Source organism: Ezakiella massiliensis (assembly GCF_059862345.1).
In genome coordinates, this window is sequence record NZ_JCBCEO010000003.1 from 93,113 (window position 1) to 119,587 (window position 26,475).

General features: G+C 32.1%; 26 protein-coding genes, 1 pseudogene and 1 riboswitch. Of the genes and pseudogenes, 24 read left to right on the forward strand and 3 right to left on the reverse strand.

Translation table 11 applies throughout. The features are described from left to right. Nucleotides 1-67: 67 nt before the first annotated feature. The 21 genes from AC6FXG_RS05340 to AC6FXG_RS05440 all read left to right on the forward strand — a co-directional run bounded on the left by AC6FXG_RS05340 (nucleotide 68) and on the right by AC6FXG_RS05440 (nucleotide 19,186). Entirely contained in the window at nucleotides 68-718 is a 651-nt protein-coding gene (locus AC6FXG_RS05340; protein ID WP_075574726.1) for a response regulator transcription factor, read from the forward strand. Next, nucleotides 719-1,579 carry a sensor histidine kinase gene (locus tag AC6FXG_RS05345; RefSeq protein ID WP_500571832.1) on the forward strand — a complete coding sequence of 287 codons (861 nt, stop codon included), beginning with the start codon at nucleotides 719-721 and terminating at the stop codon, nucleotides 1,577-1,579. A 46-nt stretch (nucleotides 1,580-1,625) separates the two neighbouring features. After that, nucleotides 1,626-2,306, forward strand: coding sequence for an ABC transporter ATP-binding protein (locus AC6FXG_RS05350; protein WP_500571833.1), 681 nt, complete (start codon nucleotides 1,626-1,628; stop codon nucleotides 2,304-2,306). After that, on the forward strand, nucleotides 2,299-4,731 hold the full coding sequence (locus AC6FXG_RS05355; RefSeq protein WP_500571834.1) for an ABC transporter permease: 2,433 nt from the start codon (nucleotides 2,299-2,301) through the stop codon (nucleotides 4,729-4,731). Before AC6FXG_RS05350 ends, AC6FXG_RS05355 begins: the two co-directional genes overlap by 8 nt. Nucleotides 4,732-5,930: 1,199 nt before the next feature. Further along, complete coding sequence (locus tag AC6FXG_RS05360; RefSeq protein WP_500571936.1) at nucleotides 5,931-6,347, forward strand: thioredoxin family protein; 417 nt, start codon at nucleotides 5,931-5,933, stop codon at nucleotides 6,345-6,347. 19 nt (nucleotides 6,348-6,366) lie between these two features. After that, entirely contained in the window at nucleotides 6,367-6,849 is a 483-nt protein-coding gene (locus AC6FXG_RS05365) for a Csac_0668 family 2Fe-2S cluster-binding (seleno)protein (protein WP_500571937.1), read from the forward strand. Between the two features lie 166 nt (nucleotides 6,850-7,015). Further along, on the forward strand, nucleotides 7,016-7,534 hold the full coding sequence (locus tag AC6FXG_RS05370) for a hypothetical protein (protein WP_500571835.1): 519 nt from the start codon (nucleotides 7,016-7,018) through the stop codon (nucleotides 7,532-7,534). A 731-nt stretch (nucleotides 7,535-8,265) separates the two neighbouring features. Then, nucleotides 8,266-8,466, forward strand: a complete 201-nt coding sequence (locus tag AC6FXG_RS05375; protein WP_500571836.1) for a PLD nuclease N-terminal domain-containing protein — start codon at nucleotides 8,266-8,268, stop codon at nucleotides 8,464-8,466. After that, entirely contained in the window at nucleotides 8,466-9,380 is a 915-nt protein-coding gene (locus tag AC6FXG_RS05380; RefSeq protein ID WP_500571837.1) for an ABC transporter ATP-binding protein, read from the forward strand. Before AC6FXG_RS05375 ends, AC6FXG_RS05380 begins: the two co-directional genes overlap by 1 nt. After that, nucleotides 9,377-10,144, forward strand: a complete 768-nt coding sequence (locus AC6FXG_RS05385; RefSeq protein ID WP_500571838.1) for an ABC transporter permease — start codon at nucleotides 9,377-9,379, stop codon at nucleotides 10,142-10,144. Before AC6FXG_RS05380 ends, AC6FXG_RS05385 begins: the two co-directional genes overlap by 4 nt. 13 nt (nucleotides 10,145-10,157) lie before the next feature. Next, complete coding sequence (locus AC6FXG_RS05390; protein ID WP_500571839.1) at nucleotides 10,158-11,261, forward strand: helix-turn-helix domain-containing protein; 1,104 nt, start codon at nucleotides 10,158-10,160, stop codon at nucleotides 11,259-11,261. Between the two features lie 249 nt (nucleotides 11,262-11,510). Beyond that, nucleotides 11,511-11,681: a hypothetical protein gene (locus tag AC6FXG_RS05395; protein WP_500571840.1), complete on the forward strand. Its 171-nt coding sequence runs from the start codon at nucleotides 11,511-11,513 to the stop codon at nucleotides 11,679-11,681. Nucleotides 11,682-11,865: 184 nt separating this feature from the next. Next, on the forward strand, nucleotides 11,866-12,192 hold the full coding sequence (locus tag AC6FXG_RS05400) for a hypothetical protein (protein WP_500571841.1): 327 nt from the start codon (nucleotides 11,866-11,868) through the stop codon (nucleotides 12,190-12,192). Between the two features lie 5 nt (nucleotides 12,193-12,197). Further along, nucleotides 12,198-12,389 carry a helix-turn-helix transcriptional regulator gene (locus AC6FXG_RS05405; protein WP_500571842.1) on the forward strand — a complete coding sequence of 64 codons (192 nt, stop codon included), beginning with the start codon at nucleotides 12,198-12,200 and terminating at the stop codon, nucleotides 12,387-12,389. Between the two features lie 175 nt (nucleotides 12,390-12,564). After that, nucleotides 12,565-12,855 (forward strand): DUF3847 domain-containing protein, encoded by a 291-nt coding sequence (locus AC6FXG_RS05410; RefSeq protein WP_500571843.1) that lies wholly within the window; start codon nucleotides 12,565-12,567, stop codon nucleotides 12,853-12,855. Between the two features lie 240 nt (nucleotides 12,856-13,095). Beyond that, entirely contained in the window at nucleotides 13,096-13,662 is a 567-nt protein-coding gene (locus tag AC6FXG_RS05415) for a formate/nitrite transporter family protein (RefSeq protein WP_500571938.1), read from the forward strand. Nucleotides 13,663-13,797: 135 nt separating this feature from the next. Then, nucleotides 13,798-13,979: riboswitch (cobalamin riboswitch) on the forward strand. 139 nt (nucleotides 13,980-14,118) lie between these two features. Continuing rightward, nucleotides 14,119-15,831, forward strand: a complete 1,713-nt coding sequence (locus AC6FXG_RS05420) for an ABC transporter substrate-binding protein (protein WP_500571844.1) — start codon at nucleotides 14,119-14,121, stop codon at nucleotides 15,829-15,831. A gap of 1 nt (nucleotide 15,832) precedes the next feature. Further along, nucleotides 15,833-16,810, forward strand: coding sequence for an ABC transporter permease (locus AC6FXG_RS05425; protein ID WP_500571845.1), 978 nt, complete (start codon nucleotides 15,833-15,835; stop codon nucleotides 16,808-16,810). Between the two features lies 1 nt (nucleotide 16,811). Continuing rightward, nucleotides 16,812-17,612 (forward strand): ABC transporter permease, encoded by an 801-nt coding sequence (locus tag AC6FXG_RS05430; protein WP_500571846.1) that lies wholly within the window; start codon nucleotides 16,812-16,814, stop codon nucleotides 17,610-17,612. Continuing rightward, nucleotides 17,605-18,531: an ABC transporter ATP-binding protein gene (locus tag AC6FXG_RS05435; protein ID WP_500571847.1), complete on the forward strand. Its 927-nt coding sequence runs from the start codon at nucleotides 17,605-17,607 to the stop codon at nucleotides 18,529-18,531. Before AC6FXG_RS05430 ends, AC6FXG_RS05435 begins: the two co-directional genes overlap by 8 nt. After that, entirely contained in the window at nucleotides 18,524-19,186 is a 663-nt protein-coding gene (locus AC6FXG_RS05440; RefSeq protein ID WP_500571848.1) for an ABC transporter ATP-binding protein, read from the forward strand. The genes AC6FXG_RS05435 and AC6FXG_RS05440 overlap by 8 nt, the downstream gene beginning before the upstream one ends. Before the next feature lie 55 nt (nucleotides 19,187-19,241). Here the strand turns inward: AC6FXG_RS05440 and AC6FXG_RS05445 are convergent, their stop codons facing one another. The 3 genes and pseudogenes from AC6FXG_RS05445 to AC6FXG_RS05455 all read right to left on the reverse strand — a co-directional run bounded on the left by AC6FXG_RS05445 (nucleotide 19,242) and on the right by AC6FXG_RS05455 (nucleotide 21,686). Continuing rightward, on the reverse strand, nucleotides 19,242-19,403 hold the full coding sequence (locus tag AC6FXG_RS05445; RefSeq protein WP_500571849.1) for a FeoB-associated Cys-rich membrane protein: 162 nt from the start codon (nucleotides 19,401-19,403) through the stop codon (nucleotides 19,242-19,244). 9 nt (nucleotides 19,404-19,412) lie between these two features. Continuing rightward, a pseudogene (gene feoB, locus AC6FXG_RS05450) lies at nucleotides 19,413-21,527 on the reverse strand (ferrous iron transport protein B). A 9-nt stretch (nucleotides 21,528-21,536) separates the two neighbouring features. Further along, a complete protein-coding gene (locus tag AC6FXG_RS05455) occupies nucleotides 21,537-21,686 on the reverse strand; it encodes a hypothetical protein (protein WP_500571850.1) in 150 nt (49 codons plus the stop codon). Nucleotides 21,687-21,746: 60 nt separating this feature from the next. On the opposite strand from AC6FXG_RS05455, the gene AC6FXG_RS05460 reads away from it, so the two are divergent. The 3 genes from AC6FXG_RS05460 (at nucleotide 21,747) to AC6FXG_RS05470 (ending at nucleotide 26,401) form a co-directional block, all read left to right on the forward strand. Further along, nucleotides 21,747-22,928 carry an ISL3 family transposase gene (locus AC6FXG_RS05460; protein WP_500571851.1) on the forward strand — a complete coding sequence of 394 codons (1,182 nt, stop codon included), beginning with the start codon at nucleotides 21,747-21,749 and terminating at the stop codon, nucleotides 22,926-22,928. A 305-nt stretch (nucleotides 22,929-23,233) separates the two neighbouring features. Further along, nucleotides 23,234-24,793, forward strand: coding sequence for an ABC transporter ATP-binding protein (locus AC6FXG_RS05465; protein ID WP_500571852.1), 1,560 nt, complete (start codon nucleotides 23,234-23,236; stop codon nucleotides 24,791-24,793). A 33-nt stretch (nucleotides 24,794-24,826) separates the two neighbouring features. Further along, nucleotides 24,827-26,401, forward strand: coding sequence for an ATP-binding cassette domain-containing protein (locus tag AC6FXG_RS05470; protein WP_500571853.1), 1,575 nt, complete (start codon nucleotides 24,827-24,829; stop codon nucleotides 26,399-26,401). The last annotated feature ends 74 nt before the right edge of the window (nucleotides 26,402-26,475 follow it).

The following is a 26,475-nucleotide window of genomic DNA, read 5'->3' on the forward strand; positions in this document are numbered from 1 at the left end:
TATAGCTATTATGTTTGAAAGAAATTTTTTCAATAGATTTCAAAGGTTAATGTATGAGAGGGTTAGAATGAAGAGTATTTTGATTATAGAGGATAATAAAGAAATTGCTTTACAAATGGAAAAGTATTTAGTTAATAATGGCTATGAGGTAGAGATTGCATCATCTTTTTATGAAGCGACCTATAAGATGAATGTAGACATGGACGTGGCGCTATTAGACATAAATCTACCAGATAAAGACGGTCAGTATTTAATTGAAAAATTAAAAGATAAAGATATTAGAATTATAGTTACTACTGTTAAAAATGATGAAGATTTTATAGTTAAAGCCCTTGATCAAGGTGCAGATGATTACTTAACTAAACCATTTTCCCTTGCAATATTAAGGGCGAGAATTGATGCAGTTTTAAGGACAATAGCTCTAAGTCAAGACAAAACAATCAATTATAAGGATATAAAAATAGATTTTAATCAGTCAAAAGTTTATTTTAAGGGAAATCTAGTAGATTTAACTTCGCTAGAATATGAAATCCTAGTCTTATTTATTAAAAATCCTCACCGAGTTTATACAAGAGGCCAGCTGTTAGAAATGTTTTGGGAAGATAGGGATAAGTTTGTAAATGACAATACTCTCACATCAACTATTAAGAGAATAAGAGAAAAAATTGATAGAGAAGTTATTACTACTGTCAGAGGAATCGGATATAGGATGGATTAAATGATATATGTATTATGGATAATAAGTCTGGGACTTCTTTATTATTTTTTAGAAAAAAGAAAGAGAAATAGAATAAATGAGCTTATAGTTCTGATAGAAAATATGAAAAATCAGGACTACAAAATTCCTATGAAGCAAGACGATTTTTCGATTTTAGAAGATAAGATTTACAAACTTTTTATAGAAATAGTCGAAGCAAAAGAGACAAGTAATAAAAATAGTGAAAAGCAAATAGAATACCTAGAAGATATCGCCCATCAAATTAAAACTCCCATCACATCTATGCTTTTTTCCATAGAAAATTTGGGGATAGATTTTCCAGATATTGAAGATATAGAGATTTTAAAAAGGCAAACAATCAGATTAAACTCCCTATCAGATATTTTGCTTAAACTATCAAGCCTTGATGCAAATAAAGATCTTATGAAAAAAGAACAAATTCGTTTAGATGAATTAGTGGATTATGCTTTAGATAGTTTGGATTTAAATAGATCTATAAATGTAGAAATAGAGGAGAGTTTAAAGGAAAATAGTATTTGTGGAGATTTTTATTGGCTGGCAGAAGCTCTGATTAATATTATAAAAAATGCTGACAATAGACCGACTTGTGATAAAATCGTGCTTTCATCATACAAAAATCCCCTCTATACGAGCTTAATCATTGAAGACAATGGTGGAGGAATAGAAAAAGAGAATATGAAAAAAATCTTTAAACGCTTTTATAAAACTCCAGACTCAAATGGTTTTGGAATAGGTCTTGCTATGGCGAAGTCAATTGTCGAAAAAAACAACGGAGAAATTTCTGTTTCAAATATTGATGTTGGAGCAAGATTTGAAATAAAATTCTACAATGTCACCTAAAAATCACTTTGCTTTTATATACTTACCTTAAATTAAGGAGGAAAGTATGGAAATATTAAAAGTAGAAAATTTAAGAAAAGAATACGGCGAGGGTAATTCTAAGGTCATAGCCTTAGACGGTGTTAACCTTGAAATTGAAAGAGGCGAATTTGTCGCCATTGTTGGACCAAGTGGGTCTGGTAAATCAACCCTCCTACATATTATAGGAGGAGTAGATAGTCCAGATGATGGAAAGGTTTATATAGATGGTAACGACATCTCAAAGTATTCCTCAAAAGAATTAGCCTACTTTAGAAGAAGGAAAGTCGGACTAATTTATCAATTTTATAATTTGATTCCAAATTTAACGGTTCGTCACAATATTGAACTTCCTTTAAAGCTTGATAAGAGAAAAATAAATCAAGATGAATTTTCAGATATAGTAAAAAAACTTGGTATAGAAAGTAAACTTGACTCTTTTCCAAGTGAGCTTTCAGGAGGTCAGCAACAAAGAGTTGCCATAGCGAGAAGTCTTATCTATAATCCATCTATAATATTAGCGGATGAACCAACAGGTAATTTGGACAGGAAAAATTCTAAGGAAATTATAGAAATTTTTAAATATTTCAATAGAAGCTTAAAACAGACAATTATCCTAATCACCCATGACGAAGAAATAGCTTTACAAGCAAATCGAATTATTACAATAGTCGATGGAAAAATTGTAGGAGATGAAAGAAATGAATAAGAAGAATTTTCCTATTTTTATCTCATTATTTATTGTAAGTCTATTTTTTACTGTGGTTTTTTATTATGGATACAGAAGTTTGAGAGCTAACTATGGTTATTACATGGCTTCAAGCTTTTATCATGGAGAGATTAAAGAAGAACTTTCAAATGAAGATGTTGAAAAGTTAAAATCCATTGAAGACATAGACTTGGTCGGAAAAATGTCTCTTAATCCTGATAATGGAAAACTTGCTGACGATTTAGTCGTTATAAACTACCAAGACGAAGCAATCAATAAGATGAGAGAGTATTCAAGACTTACCCGCGGCAGATTTGCTGAAAAGGAAGACGAAATTGTACTATCTGAAAGCCTAGTAAAGAAAAATAAACTTAAAATAGGCGATCGTGTAGAACTTGATTTAGGCAAAAGGCTTTTAGATGGCGAAGAGATAGGTCCCACAAGTGCAAATACCGGCAGAGAAAAATTTGAGAGCCAAGGTACTAAGAGTTTTACTTTAGTCGGTGTTTATGGAGATGTCTACAACAAGTACAGTAAACTAAGTTTTGCTCTAGGGCTACAAGATAAAATGCCTACGTTCAGAACCTTTGTAAAATTTCATTCATTTGAAGAAGCTTACAAAAATAGAGATAAAATTCAAGAAGAAATCAACCAGACTTTGGACAAAAATGTTACTTTAGAATTTTCCGAAAGTCTTATAAATTATTATGGAGTAGAAAACGAACCCTTACAAAACATAATTAGCCAAGCTGTTCTTGTGCTATCAGTTCTTGGATGTGTGGCAATCTTTGTGTTTTTTATAAAAAACATCTTTTGGGTTTGGGGGCTAAGGAAGATTCGAGAGCTGTCCATTTACAAGTCTATAGGATCTACCAATGGACAAATTTATCTCTTACTCCTAAAGGAAGGGCTTGTTACAACTGTAATTCCAATAATTTTAGGACATATTGCAGGATTTTTCTTTATGTATTGTTTGTATAAAAACATAACAAAAGGTGAAGGAGTAAGTGCCTTTGAAGGAGTAAAATTTAATCCCTTATTAAGTTTAGCAATACTTTTGGTTTCTTTTATTATTGTGGCACTGGCCATTAAATCCCCTGCGAAAAAGATTTCTAAAATAAACATTATAGACGGCATAAGAGGGAATATAGATTTTTCAAAATCAAAGAAGAAAAGAGCCAAAGATTTTTGGAAGGAATTAAAACTCAACAACTTGGCATCAATAAAATCACAGAGATATATTTCTGCAATAGGAATAATTATAATTTCAGTGTTTATAATCATCATAGGTATCTCAAGTTACTACAGAGATTTTTCGTTTTACGATGATGGCTATAATTTCTCTGTTGATTATTTTAGTGAAAACAACCAAGTCCCAAAAATATTAAAAGAAATTGTAGATAAAATCCCCAACGACAAGTCTTATATTTCAAAAGATAAATATGTTCAAGTGGAAAATACAAATGAATTCTCAAAAGAAGCAAAGTCAGCTGGATTAGACGAGGAAGCGAAAAAGAATATAAAAAAATATAAGACAGAGGGTATGGATGGATTTATCATCGCCTTGGAAGAAAAAGACTTAAAAGAACTTGGAGGAAAGAAGGGTGAATTTATTCTCTACAATACAATTCAAGAAGATTCCTCTATTCCAATAGCCAAGGCAAAGAGGATTCCCTATTTCGAAAACCCACAGACTTTAGATATTAACTTAAATGATTATAAGAAGACTATTAAAATTTCAAAGACAATAACAGATTTGGGAAAATATAAGTCGAGAACAAGACCATTTGATGTAAAAGTTTATACAGATTTTGACACTTATTTTAAACTTATGGAAGAAGCAGGTGATGAGAAATACAAAAACTATGCCTATACATTAAAAATGAAGGTAAAAGATTCTGATACCAAAGATGTAAAAGAATATGTAGAAGCCATGATCAGAGAACAAATTTCACCTGAAGATCGCTTTAATATCACAACAGGTGAGGAAACCGAAAAAAATAGATATAACGATTTGAAAAGTCTAATAAAAATTGTAATAGGAATAGCATCGATCATCTTTGTACTAAATATCACCAATGGTTACTCATCCATTAATTTAAGTCTCATGAGCAGAAAAAAAGAAATTGGAAGTCTTTACTCTTGTGGGATGGACGAGGATGAGTTAAAGAGTATTTATCAAAGAGAATTTATTGGAGAGCAGGTAAAGTCCTTTATAATTTCTATTATGGTGAGCTTAGGCCTTATGTTTGTAATATCATTAGTAGCCCCTGATTTAAGAATGAGTACTTTAATAAAATATTATGACTACAAAAGCTTCCTAGGATTTTCATTAGTTGTCTATGGTATTAATCTAATCATCTATCATTTTTCTTTAAAGAGAATTTTAGACAGACCGACTATAGATTTAATTCGAACAATATAATTTCAAAAAAAGTGGAGTATATGAATAAAAAGATTGAGCCAAATTTCTTAAAGTGCCTATAATTTTAGGCACTTTTTTCATATCTACTTTAGGAGATGATAATAATATATTTTTATTCCTTTGTCTATAATTATGGAATATGTTGCTATTTTTGTGCCCACTAATTTGAGTATGTTCCAAATCTAATCATGCTAGATGAAAATATCCCAGCAGGATCAAAAATCTATTAAAGAACACGCTAATTATGAAACTGGGGTTTGTTATGAATCCCAGTTTAATTTTTATAATAAACCTATTTATGTTATAATTATTAAAGAAGGAAAACATTTTATACTTTAAACCAATCTTAATAATTCTGCCAATAATTTACTAAATACTACAATTATTTATCAGCCTAGAATGGATCATGAAAATATGAAAGAGGAAGTAGAGGAAGCAGCTCATAAATATAATGTAGAATTCTTTGTGGTTAAACAAGATATCATAAGTACGAACAAGAAAAATTTAATTCTTTATATATACTAAACTTTAAAATCATAAAGTAAAAAAATGGGGCAACAGCAAAAATGTTGGTGCCCTAATTTTTGAAAATCATCGAGGAGGAAACATGAAGAAAATCATACATTTACTTTTTTTATGCTTAATTTCAATATTTGTTTTTTTCTGTATTGAATATGTTGTATATAAATTCTTTATTCTCCACAATCCATTATATATAGTTACATTTATATTGTTTTTGCTTGTGTTTTCTTTGGATATTCACTTGTTGAATAAAATGAATTTTCCAAATAAGATAATTTCCCCAGCGATTGCGTTAATAACTGTATTTTTAGGTTTGGCACTTTTGAAGTTTTTGCTACCTATTTTGAAATAAATATCGGTTAAAATTAGGCTGAGGAAATGGGGAATTTCTATGCCTTTTACAGATGATTCAAATGGATGATACTTTTTCGGCACTTCTAATATAGTGAGTTTTGTGATATACTTACTCTAAATTAGGAATAATACACCGCTTGTTCGGATGTAGTATGACGATTGCACTTATACGTCAGAAGCCCAAAAGATTGACGTATCTCATCGTCCATTTCGCAAAGAATTGACGGTCAACGACGACATTCCGCAAGGAATCTCAGTCCCTAAAGGTGAACCTACCATGATCAGTTTGTCTGAGCTATAAAAAATGCCAGAATTATTGAGGTATACAAAATGGAACTGAAAAGGTTAGTAGTATAACAAGCAAATTTAATATACTTGCGATTGGAGAAAACTGGTGTATTGATTCTATAATTAATATTCCTGTAGTTCATTGGTTAGAAAAAAACAATGAAAATATAAAACTTAAAGTAATAGATACAGATAGTTACAGTAAGTTTATGCCTAATGAAAAAGTTATTACACCAACATTTATTATTATGAATCAAGAATATCAGGAGATAGGGAAATGGGTTCAATATCCTAAAAGAATAATAGATGTGGTTGAATCTAAGGACCAAGTTCGAATTATAGTAGAGAAAAGGAGATACCGACAGGGAGAATATATTGTAGATACATTGGAAGAGGTATTAGATATCCTGATTAACTATAGAAATAATATTTATTTAGAAAGGAGGAAATAAAGTGAGTCAAGAAAATAAGATAAATCAATCTTGCTGAGGTTCAATACAAAAAACCACTGGTACAGTGGAAGAAAAAGCAAATTGCCCCAAATGTCACAAAATAGGAGAAAAGGTTAAGAATATAACTGTAAAGCATATGGTATCAGAAAACCTTATGGGAAAGGTTGTAGATGAAGAAACTTACTATTTATGTATGAATGAAGATTGTGATGTCGTGTATTATAACTTAAACAATGAAAGAGTTTTTTATAAGGAAGATGTAAAAGTTCCTATATGGTTTAAAAAGGATGCAAATCCCAAATATATATGCTATTGCAACCAAGTTACAGAGCAACAAATTATAAACGCTGTTTTATATGATGGTGCAAAGAATATTAAAGATATTATTAGACTTACAGGGGCAATGAAAAATGCAAAGTGCGAAATTAACAATCCTTTGGGTAAATGCTGTAGTCCTTTTATTCAAGAAACCATCAATAAGGCATTAAAAAGCAAACAATAGTTTGCGACACATAATTTATAAAGTACGTCATAACAGTAATAAAATTAAAAATAATAAAAAACTATAGAATTAAAATTTTAACTGTTCAGATGTAAAAGTCTGGGTCGCTTTTTTATTTTTCCCGGAAAGGAGGTCACCTATATGGTAAATGATGGAGTTAGGTTAAATGAAAAATAAAAACAGGAAAAATTTAATAATAGTGACTTTAATGATAGGGTTGATATTTATAACTTCTTGTTCTAAAGAAAAAAATGTTAAAAGTGAAGAGTTTCATTTGTTTAAAGAAGAGATGTCATCAAATAAAAAAATAGGTGAGATTCAAATAAAATTTTTAAGACCATCCTTATATATTAATTTTGTTACATCTGAAAATTTTAAAATTAATGATGTAAAAAAAGTAATAGATAAATTAAAACCATTCATAAATACCAATCACATGGATGAAATTGCAAGCAAATATTGGGAAAAAGATACAAAAGTATCTACTGTATATATATCTTTTTATAATGGAAAAATAGATAAGAATGACACAAGAAAGAATCTCGTGTATAGTATATATACAGAGTATTATAAAACTCATGTTGTTGATGACAATCCTTTAAATATAGATGCTTATAGCACATGGTTTATAGAAGTTGATGGGAAAGAATATCAACTTGAGGATTACTTAGACGGAGATTATTAAAATTGGTATATTTTTATCTAAGAGTAGTAAGACATTTCTTGTCTGATAAATTTGATATTACAAAACATAAGAATTATAAGCTGTTGGAAGATCATGATAAGAAAAACTTGTTTGATGTGGAAGAGTATTTAACAAATAGAGATAAGGTAAAGTTAAAATTAATTTAAAGAAAAATAAATATTAGATAATCTCAGGCGATAGAAATTAAAAACTCTATCGTCTTTTTTATACTCAAAATTTGGAGTGTATGATGATAAAGATAAGAAGTCCATATTAGGGCAAATAAAAAGCTTTAAGGCAGATAACAAAGCTAAGTCAAATAAGAAAGAACATAGCAAAGGTACAGAGAGATAAATACCGGCAGTCTTCGGACTGCCTTTATTTTTTGTAATATAAATAGATTGTATAATGATGTTATATGTGGAGATTGTAGTATTGATGTATAGATAATAAGATAACAGACTATAAAAGTATTGGAATCAATGTTTTATAGGGTTCTATTAAAACTCTTATAAAACATTTTTTAATTTAAGGAATATATTGAATGATTTTTCAAAAATTAGACAAATTTTATATTATTGAGGGGTATTTAATAATCTTATGATATCTAACAATAAATACTTAAGATAAGTTTACTTGTAGTTGATAAAAATAGAATAAGTTTACTGATAGTTTCTTGACAGTTGATTAAGTAAAATGATAAGATGTACACAAATAAAGGAGGGTTTAAAATGGATGTTATTAGAGAATATTTGCCGATACTTATACCTATTATTATATTAGAAATTGGACTTATGATTTATTCCTTAAGACATGTTTTAAAACACGATAGATATAAATTTGGAAGCAGAACTATGTGGATTTTAATAGTTGTTTTTATTCAAATTATTGGACCTATCTTATACTTAACAATAGGTAGGGAGGACGAATAATGGAAGCACTAAAAATCGAAAATCTTCATAAATCCTTTGGGAAAAATACGATTATTAATGGATTGTCCATGTCGATTCCTGAAAACACAATCTTTGGTTTTTTAGGCAAAAATGGTGCTGGAAAAACTACAACAATGAAAATGATTTTAGGATTTTTGAAAATTGATGAAGGTTCCATTGAAGTCTTTGGGGAAAGAGTAAGCTTTGGTCAGTCAAAAACCAATCGATTTATCGGGTATCTTCCAGATGTCCCTGAATTTTATGGTTATATGACTGCTAAAGAATATCTCAATTTATGTGGGTATATAACTGGTCTTAGCAAAAATGAAATTAAGAACAAGAGCGAAGAACTTTTAGAATTGGTGGGATTAAGAGATGTAAATAAAAGAATTAGCGGCTATTCTAGAGGTATGAAACAACGCTTGGGTATTGCCCAAGCGTTGTTAAATAGCCCAAAACTATTAATGTGTGATGAACCGACTTCTGCTCTTGATCCACTCGGAAGAAAAGAGATACTAGACATAATATTAAAAATAAAAGACTCTACTACTGTCATTTTTTCCACACATATTTTATCGGATGTTGAAGCAATCTGTGATCATGTTGTGGTGCTTGATAAAGGGAAAAATGTACTAGAAGGTTCAATAGATGAATTAAAAAATATAAAGAGGAAAAACATAATTAAGATTAGGTTTAAGTCGAATGAAGAACTAAAGGTATTTAAGTCACTAGATAAATTTTCAAATTTGGTAACTAATGAAAAAGGAGATACTCTAAACTTAACAGACGAAGAAAATCAGTTGAAAGATATTGATATTTTATATGAGTTATATAAGTTAAACATATTTCCTCTAGAAATAAAAATAGAAGAGCCTACATTAGAAAATATTTTTATGGAGGTAACGAAAGCATGAGGATATTTTTATCTTTATTAAAGAAAGAAGCTATTGAAGGTGCAAGAACTAAAAAAATGATTTCTACCTTTATCTTATTTTTGTTTATCGGGTTAATAAGTCCTTTGACAGCGAAATTAACTCCCATGATACTTCAATCCATAGCTACAGGAAACATAGATATTAACGTAGCACCACCATCAGAAATTGACTCTTGGACACAATTCTTTAAAAACATTAGTCAAATAGGTATGTTTGGATTAGCCATTATATTAAGTACTCAAATGGCTAATGAATTCCAAAAGGGAACATTGATTAATTTGTTATCTAAGGGACTTCCAAGGTATCAAGTTGTGCTATCAAAGATTTTTTATAATTTTATTTTGTGGTTTTTAGCTTACTTTTGCTCATTTATACTAACTTATTTCTACACAAAGTACTTTTTCGGGATTTCATTTCCTATTAGAAATATACTTATGGCAGCCTTGCTTCCTTTTATATTTGGATTATTTTTAATATCGTTAGAGATATTAGCTGGAGTGATTTCAGGAAATGTTATAGGTACATTAATATTAACGACTGCTGGGATTGTGATTCAACTTATATTATCTATTCGAGATGAAATTGTTAAATACATGCCTATTGCATTGATAGGAAAGCCTGTGAACCTTATAAAAGGAATAGGATATTATGACTATTATGTACCGATTATTACGGGCAGTATATTGCTTATACTGTGTATAGTAATTTCGATTGCTGTAATAAACAAAAAGCAAATCAGTTAGGAGGTAAAATATCATGCTAAAAATTGGAGAAAATATTCTTCAAAAGCGAAAAGAAAGAGGCATAACTCAGGAAGAATTAGCAGAATTTATGATGGTAACAAAGGCTTCCGTATCAAAATGGGAGACAGGTCAAAGCTATCCAGATATTTTACTCCTACCAAAACTTGCCACTTTCTTTAATATAAGTGTGGATGAATTAATAGGATACGACCCAGACTTATCTCCAACTCAAATACAAAAATTTTATATAGACTTAGAGGATCGTGTTTCGGATGCAGGTATGGATAGTATCCTAGAAGATATAAAAATTAAAATTAAACAATACTATTCTTGCTTTGAACTACTATACTATATGTCTTTGTTTATTTTGAACCATTGTGATTTAACAACTGATGATGTAAAAAAAGAAGAATATCTAGAATACGCAAATAATATACTAAGAAGAGTGTGCGAGCATTCTAAAGATCCTATACAAAAAGAACAATCATTGAGCTTGAGGGCAGCCTGTTTAATTAGTTTAGGAAAATCGGAAGAAGCATTAAATATTTTGCCATCTTCGGACATGCTATCTATATCAAAAGATTGTTTAGTGGCTTCAGCTTATTTAAAAACGAAGAAAGAAAATGAAGTAGATCAAAAATTACAAGTAATGATTTATAAGAACATAATCGATTTAATCACCCTTCTTATGATGAAGAGTAGTTTGAATAATTACGATTGGATTGAAACATTAGAGAAAGTGGAGGATTTAATAGAAACTTTTAATCTTACCCAGATAAATGTTTCCATCGTTTTAAACTTCTATTTATCCTTGGCAACGCACTATATTGACGATAATAATCTCAAACTTGCTGGTAATTATGTGGAAAAACTACTCAATTTGTTAATAGAGAGTAAGGAAAAATCGTTTAAGATAAGAGGCGATGAATTTTTTAATCAAATAGAAGAATGGCTTGATGAAAATTTATTATTATCTACAAATCCAAATAGAAGTGACGATATGATTGTTCGCTTTTATATAGATGCAATAGAGAATAATGAAAGTTTTAAAGGAATTATTTCTGAAGGAAAGGTAAAATCATTAGTTGATAAGGTTAAGGAGATTTACTCTCTATAATTAAATAATACAATCAGATAAAAGGTTGTAATTTTGTTTGTCCATTCCTAAGTAATAGATTTTTACTTAAGTTTATACAACTTTAACAAACTGTCAATTTTTCATGAAAATTTAGAGTTGATCTAATAGGAGAATTTTTGGCAATATGAAGAATGGTTAAAAATATATGAATACTGGTAGTATCCTTATCATGAATATATCAAAAGTTAGGAGTTAGAAATGATAAGATAAAAATCTTGGAGGAATAAAATGAACAAAAAGAACTTATGGCTTATATTAGCAATAATCTCATTTATTACACTTATATTATCAATATACATGTCATATAAGACAGGAAAAACAGAGTATGCATGGATAATCGGTTCTATGCTTTTTGGCATAGGGTGTGGAAGTAGATATAATAACAAGAAAAAGAAATAAAAAAATTTGCAATAGAGAAAGTCATTGGGTTTGAACTTAAAACGATTAGAAATAAAAAATCTAGTCGTTTTTTTATTGTAAGAAAGAAAACAAGTGAATCTTTCTATGATGATATAAGACTTTTACATATATAAACACAATGTCATCATTTAATGTCAAAAGTATTTGACATTAGGAGGTCAGTATGAATCTTATAAAATTTATTGAGTCAAATCAAATGTTTGGTATAGGTTTACTATGGTTATTTCTGGTTGCTTCACTAGTATGTACCTTAATTATGATAGTAACCTTAATTAAAAAAGGAGATGAAAGAAAGGGATATATTGTAAGAAAATCTGGATTAACTGCATTAGTAGTAGGGATAATATTTTTAATTATAAATATAATTTGGAATATTTTCTTTGAACAAAATTCAAGTATAAGCTTTGAAGATAACCCGATATTTTATGTCGGTATAATATCAATAGCTTTTAATATTTCATACCTAATTAACATGAGGAAATACAGGTAAGAGAAATGAAAAATCACATCAAAGAATTTAGAACAGAGAAAGGATTACTTCAACAAGAATTAGCTGATATATGCGGAGTCAGTAGACAAACTGTTAATGCTATTGAAAACAATAAGTATGATCCAACTCTTGAACTTGCTTTTAAATTAGCTCTTGCTCTTGAAACAACTGTAGATGAATTATTCATATATGAATAAAAATATTAAGTCAAATTTTCTTAAAGTGCCTATGATTTTAGGCACTTTTTCTATATCAGATTTTATGAGATGATAATAGAATATTTTTAACAAAACATTCAACTCAAGATACAAATTATAAGACGGAGAGATGATATCTTCATCGTCTTTTTTTATTACAAAAAAGGAGTTATATATGAAAAAACTAGAACAAATAAGACAAGAGTCAAAAGAAATAAAAGATAAAATAGACGATACAGAAGAAAGATTAAGGCAACTAAAAAATCAAGAAAAAAAGATATTAAAACAAGACATAGTGAAAAGAAGAAAAGAAAGAACTCATAGGCTAATAACAAGAGGAGCAATCTTAGAAAGCCTTATAGAAAATTCAGAAGAACTAACAGATGAAGAAATAAAAATCCTACTAGAAGAAGCAACAAATACAAAAGAATTTAAAGAAACACTAAAAATAATTATAGAAAATTAAGAAAAATAAAATAATCAAATCTCCCTTAGATTTTCTAAGGGCGCAATTATACACCTTAAAGGGTGATTGCGTGGCTTTAGAGCCAAACCCTTGCAGGGAGCAACAACCATTCGCTTTTTAAAAGTCAAGGGTAAATAAACTCGCTAACGCTCGCCCTTGACTTTTAAAATTTGAAATGAACAAAACAATTAAGCCGACATACTGAAACAACAAAAATTAATTCAGTAGTCGGCTTTTTCTATTCTATCATTTCAAAACGCTCATTCACAAAGAGGATATAAAAATCTATTAAGCCTCCACCTAAAACAACAAAAAAAGAAAGAGAGTGATAACTTATTTACAGGCAAGGTCGGATATTTCTTTTATAATGAGAAAAAGTCTTATACAAAATTTCTACTAAAGGTCCTAATAGGAAACGCCCTTGGAGCAGTACTAATAGCCTTTCTTTTATCTTTAAGTAGAAATGGAGAATTTTTACAAGAAAAGGCTTTGGCTTTAGTAAACACAAAATTAAACGACACTTATTTAAGTTTATTTGTCCTAGGAATAATGTGTAACATCTTCGTCGTCTTTGGAGTAGAAGAATACAAGACAAACACCCAGGACCTTGGAAAATATTTAGGCATAATCTTTGCAGTAATGGTCTTTATCCTTGCAGGCTTTGAACACTCTATTGCAGATATTTTTTACTTTGCCATGGCAGGAGTTTGGAGTCTAAATGGATTTTTGAGAATTTTAGTTATAGTTTTAGGAAATGCAGTTGGCGGACTTTTAGTTCCAAGTGTTAGATTATTAGAAAGAGAATAGATCTTTTCAAATAGATTTATGAAGTAAAAATTTCTTTTTTAAAAAATTACAGAATTTATAAAAATATAAATTTTTAAATAGCAAGTCCAAGTCTTTTTTTATTGAAAAAAACATTTCAAAGTGCTATAATTATTACAATTGAATAAGATGCTAAGTGAGTAAATAAGCTTTTATTTACTTAAAGGGAATTAAGTGAAAATCTTAAACGATCCGGTCGCTGTAAGTGTTAGTATATTTAACTATGCCATTGGGAAACTGAGAAGGCTAAATATATGGTAGGCACAAGTCAGAAAACCTGCTTGGCATTTGAATTTATCCCTATTTCCGTCGAAAGTAGGTAAAAAAGCAGTTACTGTACCATTGTTTTTTGAGCTTACTATTTTTAGGCTTATAGACAATGGTTTTTTATTTTTAGGATTTAGAGTAAAGTTCAATAATAATTCTAAGGAGAAGAAAATGAAAAAGAATTTAAAGTTTTTCCTTGTTCTAGCCTTGGCCTTGGTTTTAGGTCTAAGTGCCTGCAATAAAAATGCAGAGCCAGAAGGAAAAGTAGAGGAAGCAGTTCAAAAACCTGCAAGCACAGAAGAAAAAGTTGCAAAAACAAGTGAAGAGAAAAAGAAGGTAGAAAGATTAGTAATTGGAACTACAGCTGAAAACAATGTTTTTTCTGCAGTTTCACAAAAAGATGCTTTTGGTAGGACTAACTATAACAACTTTACCCAAGGTGACTTTGTCTATGTTGATAAAAATAACGAAATACAACCATTCTTTTTTACAGAATTTACAATTTCTGACGATGGCAAAGAGTTAGTTTTTAAATGGCCAGAGGGAGCAATTTGGCATGACGGAGTTCCTGTATCTGAAGAGGACATTTTATTTACCTTTGACTTTATGAAAAATGTTAGAGAGTCAGGAGGCTTAAAAAACCTTGAAAGCTGGGAAATTACTGGCGACCATGAATGCACTCTTAAATTTTCAGAGCCTGATGTTTTTTATTGGCTAAATGCTTCTGCATCTAACAACTCTTGTTTATTTGCCAAACACATTTGGGAAAAGGTAGAAGACCCATCTACTTATGATGGCGAAGATGCTGCTATTGGCTGTGGACCTTATAAGCTAGTTGCTGTAGACAGAGACTCACAAACTTCAGTTTATAAGGCAGTTCCAGAAAACAATTATGGTGGAGACCTTATGGTAGAAGAAGTTGTCCTTCAATCATATTCTGGAGAAGACACCCTAATGATGGCCATGGCCAATGGTGAAATAGATGCATTTTTCAATTATGCAAATCCAATAGATGGACCTATTATGGATACAATAAAGTCTAATCCCGACATAGACCCAGGAGCCAGTGACTTTGGTGGCCATTACCAACTTACTTATGGTATGAAGAGAAAGCCAGGAGACGATATTAACTTTAGAAAGGCTGTAAGGGCTGGACTTGACTATGACAGATTGGCTCAAGTAATTGCAGGCGACTATGGCAAGCATCCAGGAATTGGAATAGTTACACCTGTAAACAAGGGTTTTGACAAAAGTCTAGGAATTTTAGACCAAGACCTTGAAGAGGCGAAAAATTTATTAGACCAAGCTGGCTACAAGGATGTTGATGGTGATGGCTTTAGAGAACTTCCAGATGGATCTCCAATGGATGTTATGATTACTATGCAATATTCTAAAAAAGGCAAGGAAACCTATAGTAGAATTGCTGAAGTTATAGGAGCATCTTTAAAAGATTTGGGAATTAAAACCCATATTGACGAAGACTCACTTAGAAATGGTGAAGTATGGGAAGCCAATGTTAGTGAAGGCAAGTACGACCTTTCTATTGGTTACACTACTTCTGGAATGACAAACTGGTCAAGTGCCTTCAGGTACTTTGTAGGTGCACCAAGATTTGAAGGAGAAAAAACTTGGATTTGGGGAACCTATGATGATCCAGAATTTTTAGAAACATTTTACAAGATGCAAGTATCAAAGACCAATGAAGAATATGCTGGCTATATGAACAAATTACAACACATGGCAGCAGAAGATTGTTTTGCCCAAGCCCTTTGCTGGGAAGAAGGTCACTTCCCATATAGGACAGATAAAATAGGAGGCTGGGATAACTATCCAGGTTGGGGAGTAATTAACCCAAGAACTTGGTACGACATTTATCAAAAGTAAAATGAACAAGTCAATAAGAAAAATACTATTTTCACTGGCGACAATTTTTGTTATAGTTACAATTTCATTTTTGCTCATCCACTTTATGCCTGGAGATCCTATTATTTCTCTAGTAGGCCAAGAAGAGTATTATTATCTCTTAGAAAATAATCCAAGTGAGCTAGAAAGAATTGTAGAAAAGTATGGACTTAACGACAAGCTCAATGTTCAATTTATTAAATATTTAAAAAATATTGCTAAGCTAGACTTTGGTATAGCCTATTATAACAAAAGGCCTGTTACTGAAAATGTGCTTAGGGCCTGTAAAAATACCTTAATGCTTGCTATTCCAACTTGGATTATAGGTGGAATTTTAGGCTGTGTTTTAGGAACCTTTGCTGGTTGGAAACCTGGTGGAAAGTTTGACCAGGTTTCCACCCCAGTATTTTTACTTGCTAACACAATTCCATCTAACTGCCTAGGACTAATACTTCTAACTATATTTTCTTATAAGCTAAAAGTATTTCCAATTAATGGCATGGTAAGTCCAGGTTTGTTTGGTATTGAGAAAGTAAAAAGTATGATCCACCACATGGCCCTACCTTTAATTATTCTAATAATATTTAGAACGGCATCAAATTTTATGTTAATGAAGTCTTCCGTTTCCCAAATTAGAAAAGAAGACTATATTTTAACTGCAAGGTCTAAGGGTATGGGCGAAAAGACCGTACTTTTTAAGCACCTACTTAGAAATGCACTAATTCCCTATGGAACTTCTTTTTTTATCCAAATGGGATATTTATTAAGTGGGTCTATGATTATAGAGACAATTTTTGGATGGAAGGGCATGGGCCTATTAATGACTGAGGCTGTTAGTAAAAAAGACTTTCCAACTGCCCAATTATGCTTTTTAATTGCAGCAGTAGGAGTAGTTTTTGGCAACCTTATTTCAGATATCTTTAACCAAAAAATTGATCCTAGATATGGGGATGGAAACTAGTATGAGAAGAGAAAAAATAAACAAGTACTTTATAATTGGATCATTTATAGTTACAGTTTTTATTCTCATTGCAATATTTGCTCCAATCCTAGCTCCCTATAATCCCCACGACCTTTTCCAGCCCTATTTAAGTCCGTCTAGCGACCATCTCTTAGGAACTAACGACCTTGGAAATGATATACTAAGCGAGCTAATTTATGGGACTAGGACTTCAATTTCTATAGGAGTTTTCACTGCCTTTATTGTAACCTTTGTAGGAACAAGCCTAGGTTTAATTGCTGGATACTTTGGCAACAAGGTGGACAAAACTATTACAGCCTTTACAAATATTGTAATGGGCATTCCCTATCTTCCACTGGCTATGTTATTAATTGCCTTTATGAAGCCAGGAAAACTAAATTTAATTATTGCAATTTCTATTACAGGTTGGACCTATACCTGTAGGATAATTAGGGCCAAGACAAAAGAGCTGGTAGTTATGCCTTATATAAAAATCGAAAAGTCCTTAGGCTTAAACAACTTTGTTATTATTTATAAGCACCTTTTGCCTAACTTAATAGACATAGTTATGACTAGGGGAGCCCTTTCAGTTGCATCAGCAATGATGACAGAGTCAGGTCTTAGTTTTTTAGGCCTAGGCTCCTTTGGCGAAAAATCTTGGGGCAGTATTTTAAGATATGCCTTTTATAGAAATGCAATAATGAAAAACCAATACTGGTGGTATGTTCCGCCAATAATATGTACCTCCTTAGTTGTTTTAGGTTTTATTTTAATGGGATATTACGGTGAGAAAAATGACTAAAGAAAATATTTTACTAAAAATTGAAGACCTAAATATTAGCTTTGCTAAGGGAAAAAACAAAGTTCTTAGAGATTTTTCACTAGACCTTAGCGAAAGAGAAAAGTTTGCCTTAATTGGTGAATCAGGTAGCGGTAAGTCGGTTTTAATTCTTGCCATTTTAAAACTTCTGCCCAAGAGCCAAGTAGAAGGGAAAATATACTATAAGAATAAAAACCTCTTAGCATTAAAGGAAAAGGAAATGGAAGCTATTAGAGGAGCTGAAATTTCTTATGTTCCCCAAGGAGGAGGTAATGCCTTAAATCCTCTTATGAAAGTCGGCCTCCAAGTAGGTGAACCTTTGGTAATTCATAAAAATCTATCAAAGAAAGAATCAGTAAGGCAGGCCATAGACCTATTAAAAAAATTTAACATAGGGGATGAAGAAAAAAGAGTTAACGACTATCCCTATGCCTTTAGTGGCGGCATGAGACAAAGGGCGATGATTGCCATGGGCATAGCAGGTGGAGCAGAAATAATTCTGGCAGATGAACCTACTAAGGGCCTTGATTCTAAAAGAATAGACTTAGTAGAAGAAAGTTTTTTGGCCTTAGAGGAGAGGGCCTATATAGTCATCACCCACGATTTGAGATTTGCTAGAAATATAAGCGAAAAGGTTGGGGTACTTTATGCATCTTATTTGTTAGAAGAAGGGCAAACAGAAGATGTTTTTCAAAACCCCCTCCACCCTTACACCCAAGCTATGATTGCAGCCTTGCCAGAAAATGGCCTAAAAATAGATGGAAGCTTTGTAGAAAAACCTAACTATAACGAGGGTTGTATTTATAGGACGTCTTGTAAATACGCTAGTGACAAGTGTCTAGAAGCACCACCGATGTTTAGCCTTGAAAACAGAAAGGTAAGGTGTTGGAAGTATGCTTAAGGTAAGACAACTTACAAAAATTTATTACAAAGACAAGAGGGAAAAGTTCTATGCCATAGAAAATATTTCCTTTGACCTAAAAGAAGGGGAAACCCTAAGTATTGTAGGAGAAAGTGGAAGCGGCAAGTCTACAATTGGAGAAATAATTGCAGGAATTATAAAAGCTGACCAAGGAGAAATTTACTTTAAAGAAGAAAAACTAAAATACCCTATTCAAAAAAAACTTAGAAGTAAAATTCAAATACTCTTCCAGCATCCAGAGTCAGCTTTTAATCCAAGTTTAAAAATAATTGATAGCATAAAAGAGCCATTTCAACTTTATAAGAAAAATTGGAAGGTGGAAGACATAGTTGAAGAAATAAAAAAACTAGGCCTAAGAGAAGAATATCTCTACAGGTATCCTAGAGAATTAAGTGGTGGAGAACTACAAAGACTGGCCATAGTTAGAGCCCTTTCAGTTGACCCACAAATATTAGTTTTAGATGAACCAACTTCTATGCTAGATGTTGTAAGCCAGGCACAAATTATAGATATATTAAGAAAATACCAGGAAGCAAATAATACTTCCTATATATTTATAACCCACGACAGAAAACTATCTGAAATCTTTTCGGACAGAGAAATTTTTATAGACCAAGGCCAGCTTCTAAGCTAAGAAAAATTAATAAAGAAAGAAAAAACCAGAGACCTTAAAATCTCTGGCTTTTATTTTATTTACATTCATTTCCTTCTTTGTAGCTGTGATATGTCCCTGCTGATGGGCAAGAGCTACAGCCACAAGGGCTTACGCCTTTTTTCTTATTTTTTCTAATTTTCAAATATGCCAAAACGGCAATTAGGATAACGACTCCTAAAACAATATAATCTCCCACATTTCACCTCTAGTTTCTATACTTTGATGGCCTAAAGATCAGGAAGAGATAAATTGCTAGAATTACTCCAGCTACTCCTGTCCAAAGGTTTGGAGCTTGGCCATCTACTAGGACTCTGGCAAATTGGTAGACCATTAAGCTTATTGTGTATGAAAATACTAGAATGTAGCCAATGGCAAACCAGGTCCACTTTTTTTCGTTCATTTCTTGTCTAATAGCGCCAACTGCTGCGAAACAAGGAATGATAAATTGGTTAAAGAACATATAGGAAAGCATTGAAGCTGTTGTAAAGTAACTTTCTACAAACTTTGTTAGGCTGGCTGTGTCTGGATCAACTTCTCCATGTTTTGCTAAAATACCAAAGGTTGTTACTACAACTTCTTTGGCAACTAGGCCTAGGACTGTAGCTACTGAAGCTATCCAATCGCTAAAGCCAAGGGGAACAAAGAACCATTCAATTTTCTTTCCTAAGAAGGCAAGGATTGAATCAACATCTCCTTCGCCAAAAGGCTCAAAGCTGAAGTTAACTGTAATATTTGTAGTTAGCCAAATAAAGATAGATGCTAAAACTATTATTGTTCCAGCTTTTACAATAAAGGCCTTTACTCTTTTCCAAGTTGATCTTAGAACGTTGTTAATACTTGGCAGGTGGTATTCTGGTAGCTCCATAACAAAGGGAGCTGGGTCTCCGTGGAAGAGGCTGGTTTTCTCTAAAATAAGGCCAGTTATGATAACTGCTATAATTCCACCAAAGTACCAAATTGGTCCAAACCACCAGGATCCGCCCCAAATTGCAGCAAACATGGCAATAATATCTGTTTTTGCTCCACAAGGCATCATTGATGCAACTGTTATGGTCATTCTTCTGTCGTTGTCATTTTCTATAGTTCTAGTTGCAATAATCCCAGGAACTGAACAGCCTGTTCCAACTAGGATTGGAATAAAGGACTTGCCTGAAAGACCAAACTTTATAAAAATCCTATCTAGAATAAAGGCAATCCTAGCCATATAGCCAATGTCTTCTAAAATTGCTATAAAGATAAAGAGGGTTGCAATTATTGGTAAAAACCCTAAAACTGCAGATACACCTGCAAAGATCCCGTCCATTACTAGGGAGTGGACCATCTCAGATGTTCCCAAAGCTTCTAATAGGGCATCAAGTTTGCCGCCAATAATTTCTGCAAAGAAGACATCATTAGTCCAGTCAGTTACATCTCCGCCAACAACTGTAATAGCTACATAATAAACCACTAGCATAATTCCTACGAAAATTGGTAGGGACAAAATTCTGTTAGTAATGACCTTGTCGATTTTGTCAGAAAGGGTTAGGCCCTTACGACCTTTTTTTACAGCTGTTGAAGTAATACATGTTACAAAGTTGTACCTTTCGTCAGTTACAATACCTTCAGCATCGTCATCGAAAAACTCTTCAGCTTGCTTTCTGATTTTAGAAACTTCATCAAGTTTTTCTGCAGAGAGTTTTAAATCTTCAATAATCTTTTCGTCGTTTTCAAAGACCTTTACTGCCAGCCATCTTCTGGCTCTTTGGTTGTCAAGTTCAGGAAGGGCATTTTCAATGGCAGTGATATAGCCTTCTAAGTCTTTAGAAAAGGCTTTGATCTCTTGGTGCTTTTCTTTTTTCTTTGCTTCTTTTTTGCAACTTCAATTAGCTTATCAAGGTTTTCGTTTTTCAAATCAGATACTTCAACTATTTTACAGTTTAGTTCAGCTTCGATTTTTTTATGTCAATAAAGTCATTGTTCTTTTTAACAATGTCCATCATATTAAGGGCAATAATTAAAGGTATACCAAGTTCAGATAACTGGGTAGATAAGTACAAGTTTCTCTCTATGTTAGACCCGTCAACAACATTTATAATGGCATCAGGCTTTCCGTGAATAAGAAAGTCTCTGGCTACAACTTCTTCTAATGTATAAGGAGATAGGGAATAATTTCCTGGCAGGTCAGTAAACCTTACTTCCTTGTCTTTTTTGTATTGGCCTTCTTTTTTTCTACAGTTATTCCAGGCCAGTTACCTACATATTGGTGGCTGCCTGTTAGAGCATTAAATAAGCTGGTCTTCCCTGAGTTAGGGTTACTAGCTAAGGCAATATTTAGAGTCATAAGCTCCTCCTAAATTTCTTCTACTTCTATCAGTTCAGCATCGGCCTTTCTTAGGCTTAGCTCATAAGATCTGACATTAATTTGGGCTGTATAATATTTGTTGGGGAGTAAAAGACCAACAAAAATTGTACAGCCTCTTTTTATGTAAAAAAATTGCACTTATACGCAAAACATCCTATACTTAAAATAACAACCTAACAAGTAAGGGGGTGCATATAAGTGCATAAAAATAATATCACAAAAATCTTAGATTGTAAAGGCATAACAGTGGAAGACATAAAAACGAGTTGGAATGAAGAATACTTCCATATATACGCAAAAGTAGACAAACCAAAGAAATGTCCACATTGCGGATCAAAAAACATATGGGTACACGACCACAGAACCCAAAAAGTAAAAGACACACCAATAACAGGAAAAGTAAGTATCATCCACCTAAAGAAAACAAGATACAACTGTAAAAGTTGCGGCAAAAGATTTGAGGGAAAACAAAACCTAGTCCTAAAACACTACACAGTAACATTAAGACTAATATTAAACATATTAAATGAATTTAAAGAAATCTGCTCAATAAAATCAATAGCTAAAAGATACAAATTATCCTGGCACACAATAACAAGAATAGCAAAAATGCTACCAGCAAACAGAAATACTCTGCCCAAATTAATGTGTATGGATGAATTCAAAGGAGACACAGGAGGACACAAATACCACCTATACATCTTAGACGGAAATAACCATAAACTAATAGACATAGTAAAATCCAGAACCAATAAAAACCTAAACAGCTACTTCCGGTCAATAGATAAAGAAGAAAGAGACCAAGTAAAATACTATGTAACAGACATGTACAAACCATATAAAACCGTCAAAGAAACCTACTTTCCAAAATCCATACACATCATAGATAAATACCACTTCATAAGACAAGTAACATGGGCCATGGAGAACACAAGAAAAAAAGCACAAAAAGACAAGACAAAAAACTTAAGAATCTACATGAAAAGAAGCAAAAGCCTCTTAACAAAACCCGCAAGCAAATTAAAAAACCATGAAGTAAATGAAGTAGCCACAATGCTGGAGTTAAACGAAGAACTTAAACAAGCCTACAAACTAAAAGAACTATTCTATGAATACGTCTTAACACAAACCAATAAAGAAGATGCAAAAAGATGCCTAAAAGAATGGATACGAAGAGCTGGAACATCTGGGCTAAAAGAATACAAAGACTGTATAAGATGTTTTACAAATTGGTTTGAGGAAATAGCAAACTTATTTGATCACCCGTATACCAATGGACCATTAGAAGGTTTTCACACGAAGATAAAAACATTAAAAAGAAACTCATTTGGCCTAAGAAACTTTGAAATATTTAGGAAAAGAATATTTGCCATATCCTAAAAAAATTTCAAAACCTCTAGGGGTTTTGTTTGCTATGCAATAAAACAGAGAAAAACATAAAGATTTAGTTGTTAATATGTATAGGGAAGTAAAATATACTTTAAGTGCATAAAATACAAGAAAGGGAGACTTATTTTTCAATAATTCTCTCCAACATTTGACATAGAGCCAAAAAATCTGCCGTCTTTTTTGTAATGAATGTGCAAGTAGAAAGTTTATACAAGATAATGTTTTTATGATATAATAAAATAAATGTTAGTGATATAAAATATTTAAGTGAGATCACTAATCGATAGGAGCGAATTATGATTAGAGAAAAGTACAAAAAGAATTTTTCTAAAATTTTATTATTATTTATAACAGGGATAATAGTGGGGAGCCTCAGCATTTTCCCCATGGTTTTTATTCAGAAGGTAATCGACTACCTAACAATAGGCAATCAAAGCGAATTTATTAAATACATAATCCTGTATTCGCTGGTCTATATTTTGGTCAATATCTTTAAGATTGCCCTTGTTAATTTTGGTTCAAAATTTGAGCTCAACCTAAATAGAGAAATAAGAGACGAGATTGTTGAAAATATCCTGAGCACAAAGATTGGTCTCTTGGAAAAAGCTGGCCACTCAAATGTTTTTAATGTTATAATTGACGATTTAAAAGCCCTTGATGACAAGCTCATCCCCTTGGTTTTTGACCTAGGCTTTTCAATATCAAGTTTTGTCATCGGGTCAATCATAATAATAAAATACGACTACATTATGCTCTTTGCAATGATTGCCATTTCTGCTATCTCAACTCTTGTTATTCAAAAGATTTTAAATAAATCCGAAAGGGCATCTGAGAGGAGCCAAATTCAAAGGCTAAATGTTATAAATAAGTTTTTTGACATAATTATAGGTGCTAGGGACATTAAGTTATTTAACAAAGAAGATGTTTTTGCTAGCGACTTCCACCAAGAAAATCACGAGCTAAATACCTTGGATAAAAAAATCGTAAATATAAAAAACCTTTCCCAAGCCCTGGTCAGTTTGCTATTTAATTTAATTATGGCAACTTTGATTTTGATTGGCGGCCTCCGTGTTAGTCAGGGTAGTCTGTCGGTTGGTGCATTGATCGCAATTATCTTGTATGCATCGATGATTACCGATCCAATTTTTAATATAATAGAAAATCAAAAGGAAATATCCGCCTTCAAAAATTCGGTCAAGAGGATTGATGAGACCTTCAAAAGAATAGAAAAGGAAGATGTAAATTTAATCGAAGATTTTAAGACTATTGAATTTAAAGATGTTTCTTTAAACTACGGAGACAATCAGATTTTAAAAGATTTTAACTTGGTCATAAATAAGGGTGATAAATTAAAAATAAATGGAAGAACTGGGTCAGGTAAATCTAGTCTGGCAAAACTGATTACCAATATGTACAAGCCGACCTCTGGTAAGATATATGTTGACGGCAAGGAAAATCAGACTATATCACTGTCAGCAGTTTTTCAAGAAAATAAATTGTTTAATATGTCTATCATTGACAACATAACTTTTAAGTCGAAAGTTGACGAGGACAAGCTAAATCAAATAATTAAAATTTGCAGGCTAGAAGAAGTCCTTGAAAAATATTCTGAAAACAAGATTGGTTTTGATTCCAGTACCTTATCGGGTGGTGAACGAACGAGAGTGCTCTTAGCAAGAGCTCTTTACAAGGATTGCCAGCTCTATATCTTCGATGAAATAAGCACAGGCCTCGACGAAAGCCTCTTCTACGAGATTTTTGATGACCTCATGAACTACCTAGAAACAAAGACAGTTATCAGCATCGACCATAAAAATATTAGCGAAAATTACTTCACAAAAAGTGTTTTTATGTAGGTTAAGGAGAATTTTGTTATAACAAGGGAGATTATGGACAGTATTAGAAAGTATCTTTATAAAAACAAGACAAAAACACTAATTGTCTTTTTGCTGCAAATTTTGATGTGGGGTATGCAGGTCATAGTCCAGTTTTTTGCGATAAAAACATTTGATGGTGCTATCAAGCTAGACATGCATCTCTTTTTGAAGTGGATCATTATTTCCTTTATGGGATGGCTGGGATATTTTTTAATTTGCATGCTTGAGTCGTATTGTCGTGCAAGGGCGATAAAGGCAATGAATACTGACCTTAGAGATGATTTTTACCAGGCTATATACCAGGGTGATACAAGAAACTTCGAAGGAGAAAAAAGATCCGAATACATTTCCTATATAACAAAAAACATTGACGAGATTTCAGATTTGGCCTGGCAAAGTGTATTTAACTTAGTTGGTCGAGCCGCACAGATAATTTGGAGCTTGGCGGCACTTTTATATTTGGATTTTTACTTGTTTTTATTTGCAATTTTTTCAAGCCTTTTAATGTGGTTTATGCCGAAAATTTTTGAAAAACGTATAGAAAAAATTGGAGAAGAAAATCTCCAGGCCCAAGCTGAGGCCATGAAGAAATTTAAAGACCTTATGTATGGCGTACACATTTTAAAAATTCTATCGGCAGATAAGTGGTATGTTAAAAAGGGCAGGGAAACAAGTCAGATAAGCGAAGAAGCCAGGTGCAGAAAATCTTATATGACAGAGATTTTGGAGTGCACCATGGGAATTGTGAGCGTTTCCATGCAGATTTTGGCGGAAGTCTTGGTCGTTATCTTGGCCCTTTACGGCAGAATTGGAGTCGCAGTCCTTGCAGGCGCGGCAAACCTTATAGGCGGAGTGACAAATGGCCTATCAAATCTTGCTAATGCAAAGATGCTCATCATGCAGTCCAAACCCTATTTTAATATTTTTGAATCAAGTGAGACTGAAAAAATTTGTAGAGAAACATTTAATGAAAGCCTGGCACTTAAAAATATTTCCTACTCCTATTACGATAGGGAAATTTTAAAAAATTTAAATATGTACTTTAAAAAGAATGGCAAGTATGCGATTGTCGGCAAGTCGGGACGAGGAAAATCGACTATTTTAAAGATTATTATGGGGATAATCAAAGATTATGAAGGAGATGTCCTTTATGATGGAATAATTCGTCAAAGAGCACTCGACACAAATATGTCTTATATTTCTCAGGATGTATATCTTTTTAATGCGACTATAAAAGAAAACATTTGTCTGGGCATAGATTTTTCAGACAAGGCAATTAATGAGGCTATTATAAAAAGCTCTTTGTATAATGATATTAAGAACTTTACTGACGGCATAGACACCCTTGTTGGAGAAAACGGCGCAAATATTTCTGGTGGAGAGAAACAAAGGATTGCCCTTGCAAGAAGCCTGATAAATGGTAAGGAAATAATTTTAATAGACGAGGGGACAAGTTCTCTAGACAGGGAAAACCGAAGGTTAATTGAAGAAAATTTACTCAAAGATAAAAATCTAACCATTATTATGGTCAGCCACAATCTGGATGAGAAAAGTAAAAAGCTATTCGATAAAATTTATGAAATATAAAGATTATAGGCGGCAGAAAATCTGCTGCCTTTTTTGTAATGAATGTGCAAGTAGAAAGCTTATACAGGATAGTA

Excerpts from the sequence above, each read along its gene's own strand:
- AC6FXG_RS05430 (WP_500571846.1), top strand. The coding sequence starts at position 16,812 with ATGAGAAGAGAAAAAATAAACAAGTACTTTATAATTGGATCATTTATA.
- AC6FXG_RS05350 (WP_500571833.1), top strand. The coding sequence starts at position 1,626 with ATGGAAATATTAAAAGTAGAAAATTTAAGAAAAGAATACGGCGAGGGT.
- AC6FXG_RS05345 (WP_500571832.1), top strand. The coding sequence starts at position 719 with ATGATATATGTATTATGGATAATAAGTCTGGGACTTCTTTATTATTTT.
- AC6FXG_RS05385 (WP_500571838.1), top strand. The coding sequence starts at position 9,377 with ATGAGGATATTTTTATCTTTATTAAAGAAAGAAGCTATTGAAGGTGCA.
- AC6FXG_RS05435 (WP_500571847.1), top strand. The coding sequence starts at position 17,605 with ATGACTAAAGAAAATATTTTACTAAAAATTGAAGACCTAAATATTAGC.
- AC6FXG_RS05470 (WP_500571853.1), top strand. The coding sequence starts at position 24,827 with ATGGACAGTATTAGAAAGTATCTTTATAAAAACAAGACAAAAACACTA.
- AC6FXG_RS05390 (WP_500571839.1), top strand. The coding sequence starts at position 10,158 with ATGCTAAAAATTGGAGAAAATATTCTTCAAAAGCGAAAAGAAAGAGGC.
- AC6FXG_RS05465 (WP_500571852.1), top strand. The coding sequence starts at position 23,234 with ATGATTAGAGAAAAGTACAAAAAGAATTTTTCTAAAATTTTATTATTA.
- AC6FXG_RS05395 (WP_500571840.1), top strand. The coding sequence starts at position 11,511 with ATGAACAAAAAGAACTTATGGCTTATATTAGCAATAATCTCATTTATT.
- AC6FXG_RS05375 (WP_500571836.1), top strand. The coding sequence starts at position 8,266 with ATGGATGTTATTAGAGAATATTTGCCGATACTTATACCTATTATTATA.
- AC6FXG_RS05355 (WP_500571834.1), top strand. The coding sequence starts at position 2,299 with ATGAATAAGAAGAATTTTCCTATTTTTATCTCATTATTTATTGTAAGT.
- AC6FXG_RS05370 (WP_500571835.1), top strand. The coding sequence starts at position 7,016 with ATGAAAAATAAAAACAGGAAAAATTTAATAATAGTGACTTTAATGATA.
- AC6FXG_RS05400 (WP_500571841.1), top strand. The coding sequence starts at position 11,866 with ATGAATCTTATAAAATTTATTGAGTCAAATCAAATGTTTGGTATAGGT.
- AC6FXG_RS05440 (WP_500571848.1), top strand. The coding sequence starts at position 18,524 with ATGCTTAAGGTAAGACAACTTACAAAAATTTATTACAAAGACAAGAGG.
- AC6FXG_RS05380 (WP_500571837.1), top strand. The coding sequence starts at position 8,466 with ATGGAAGCACTAAAAATCGAAAATCTTCATAAATCCTTTGGGAAAAAT.
- AC6FXG_RS05340 (WP_075574726.1), top strand. The coding sequence starts at position 68 with ATGAAGAGTATTTTGATTATAGAGGATAATAAAGAAATTGCTTTACAA.
- AC6FXG_RS05405 (WP_500571842.1), top strand. The coding sequence starts at position 12,198 with ATGAAAAATCACATCAAAGAATTTAGAACAGAGAAAGGATTACTTCAA.
- AC6FXG_RS05420 (WP_500571844.1), top strand. The coding sequence starts at position 14,119 with ATGAAAAAGAATTTAAAGTTTTTCCTTGTTCTAGCCTTGGCCTTGGTT.
- AC6FXG_RS05425 (WP_500571845.1), top strand. The coding sequence starts at position 15,833 with ATGAACAAGTCAATAAGAAAAATACTATTTTCACTGGCGACAATTTTT.
- AC6FXG_RS05410 (WP_500571843.1), top strand. The coding sequence starts at position 12,565 with ATGAAAAAACTAGAACAAATAAGACAAGAGTCAAAAGAAATAAAAGAT.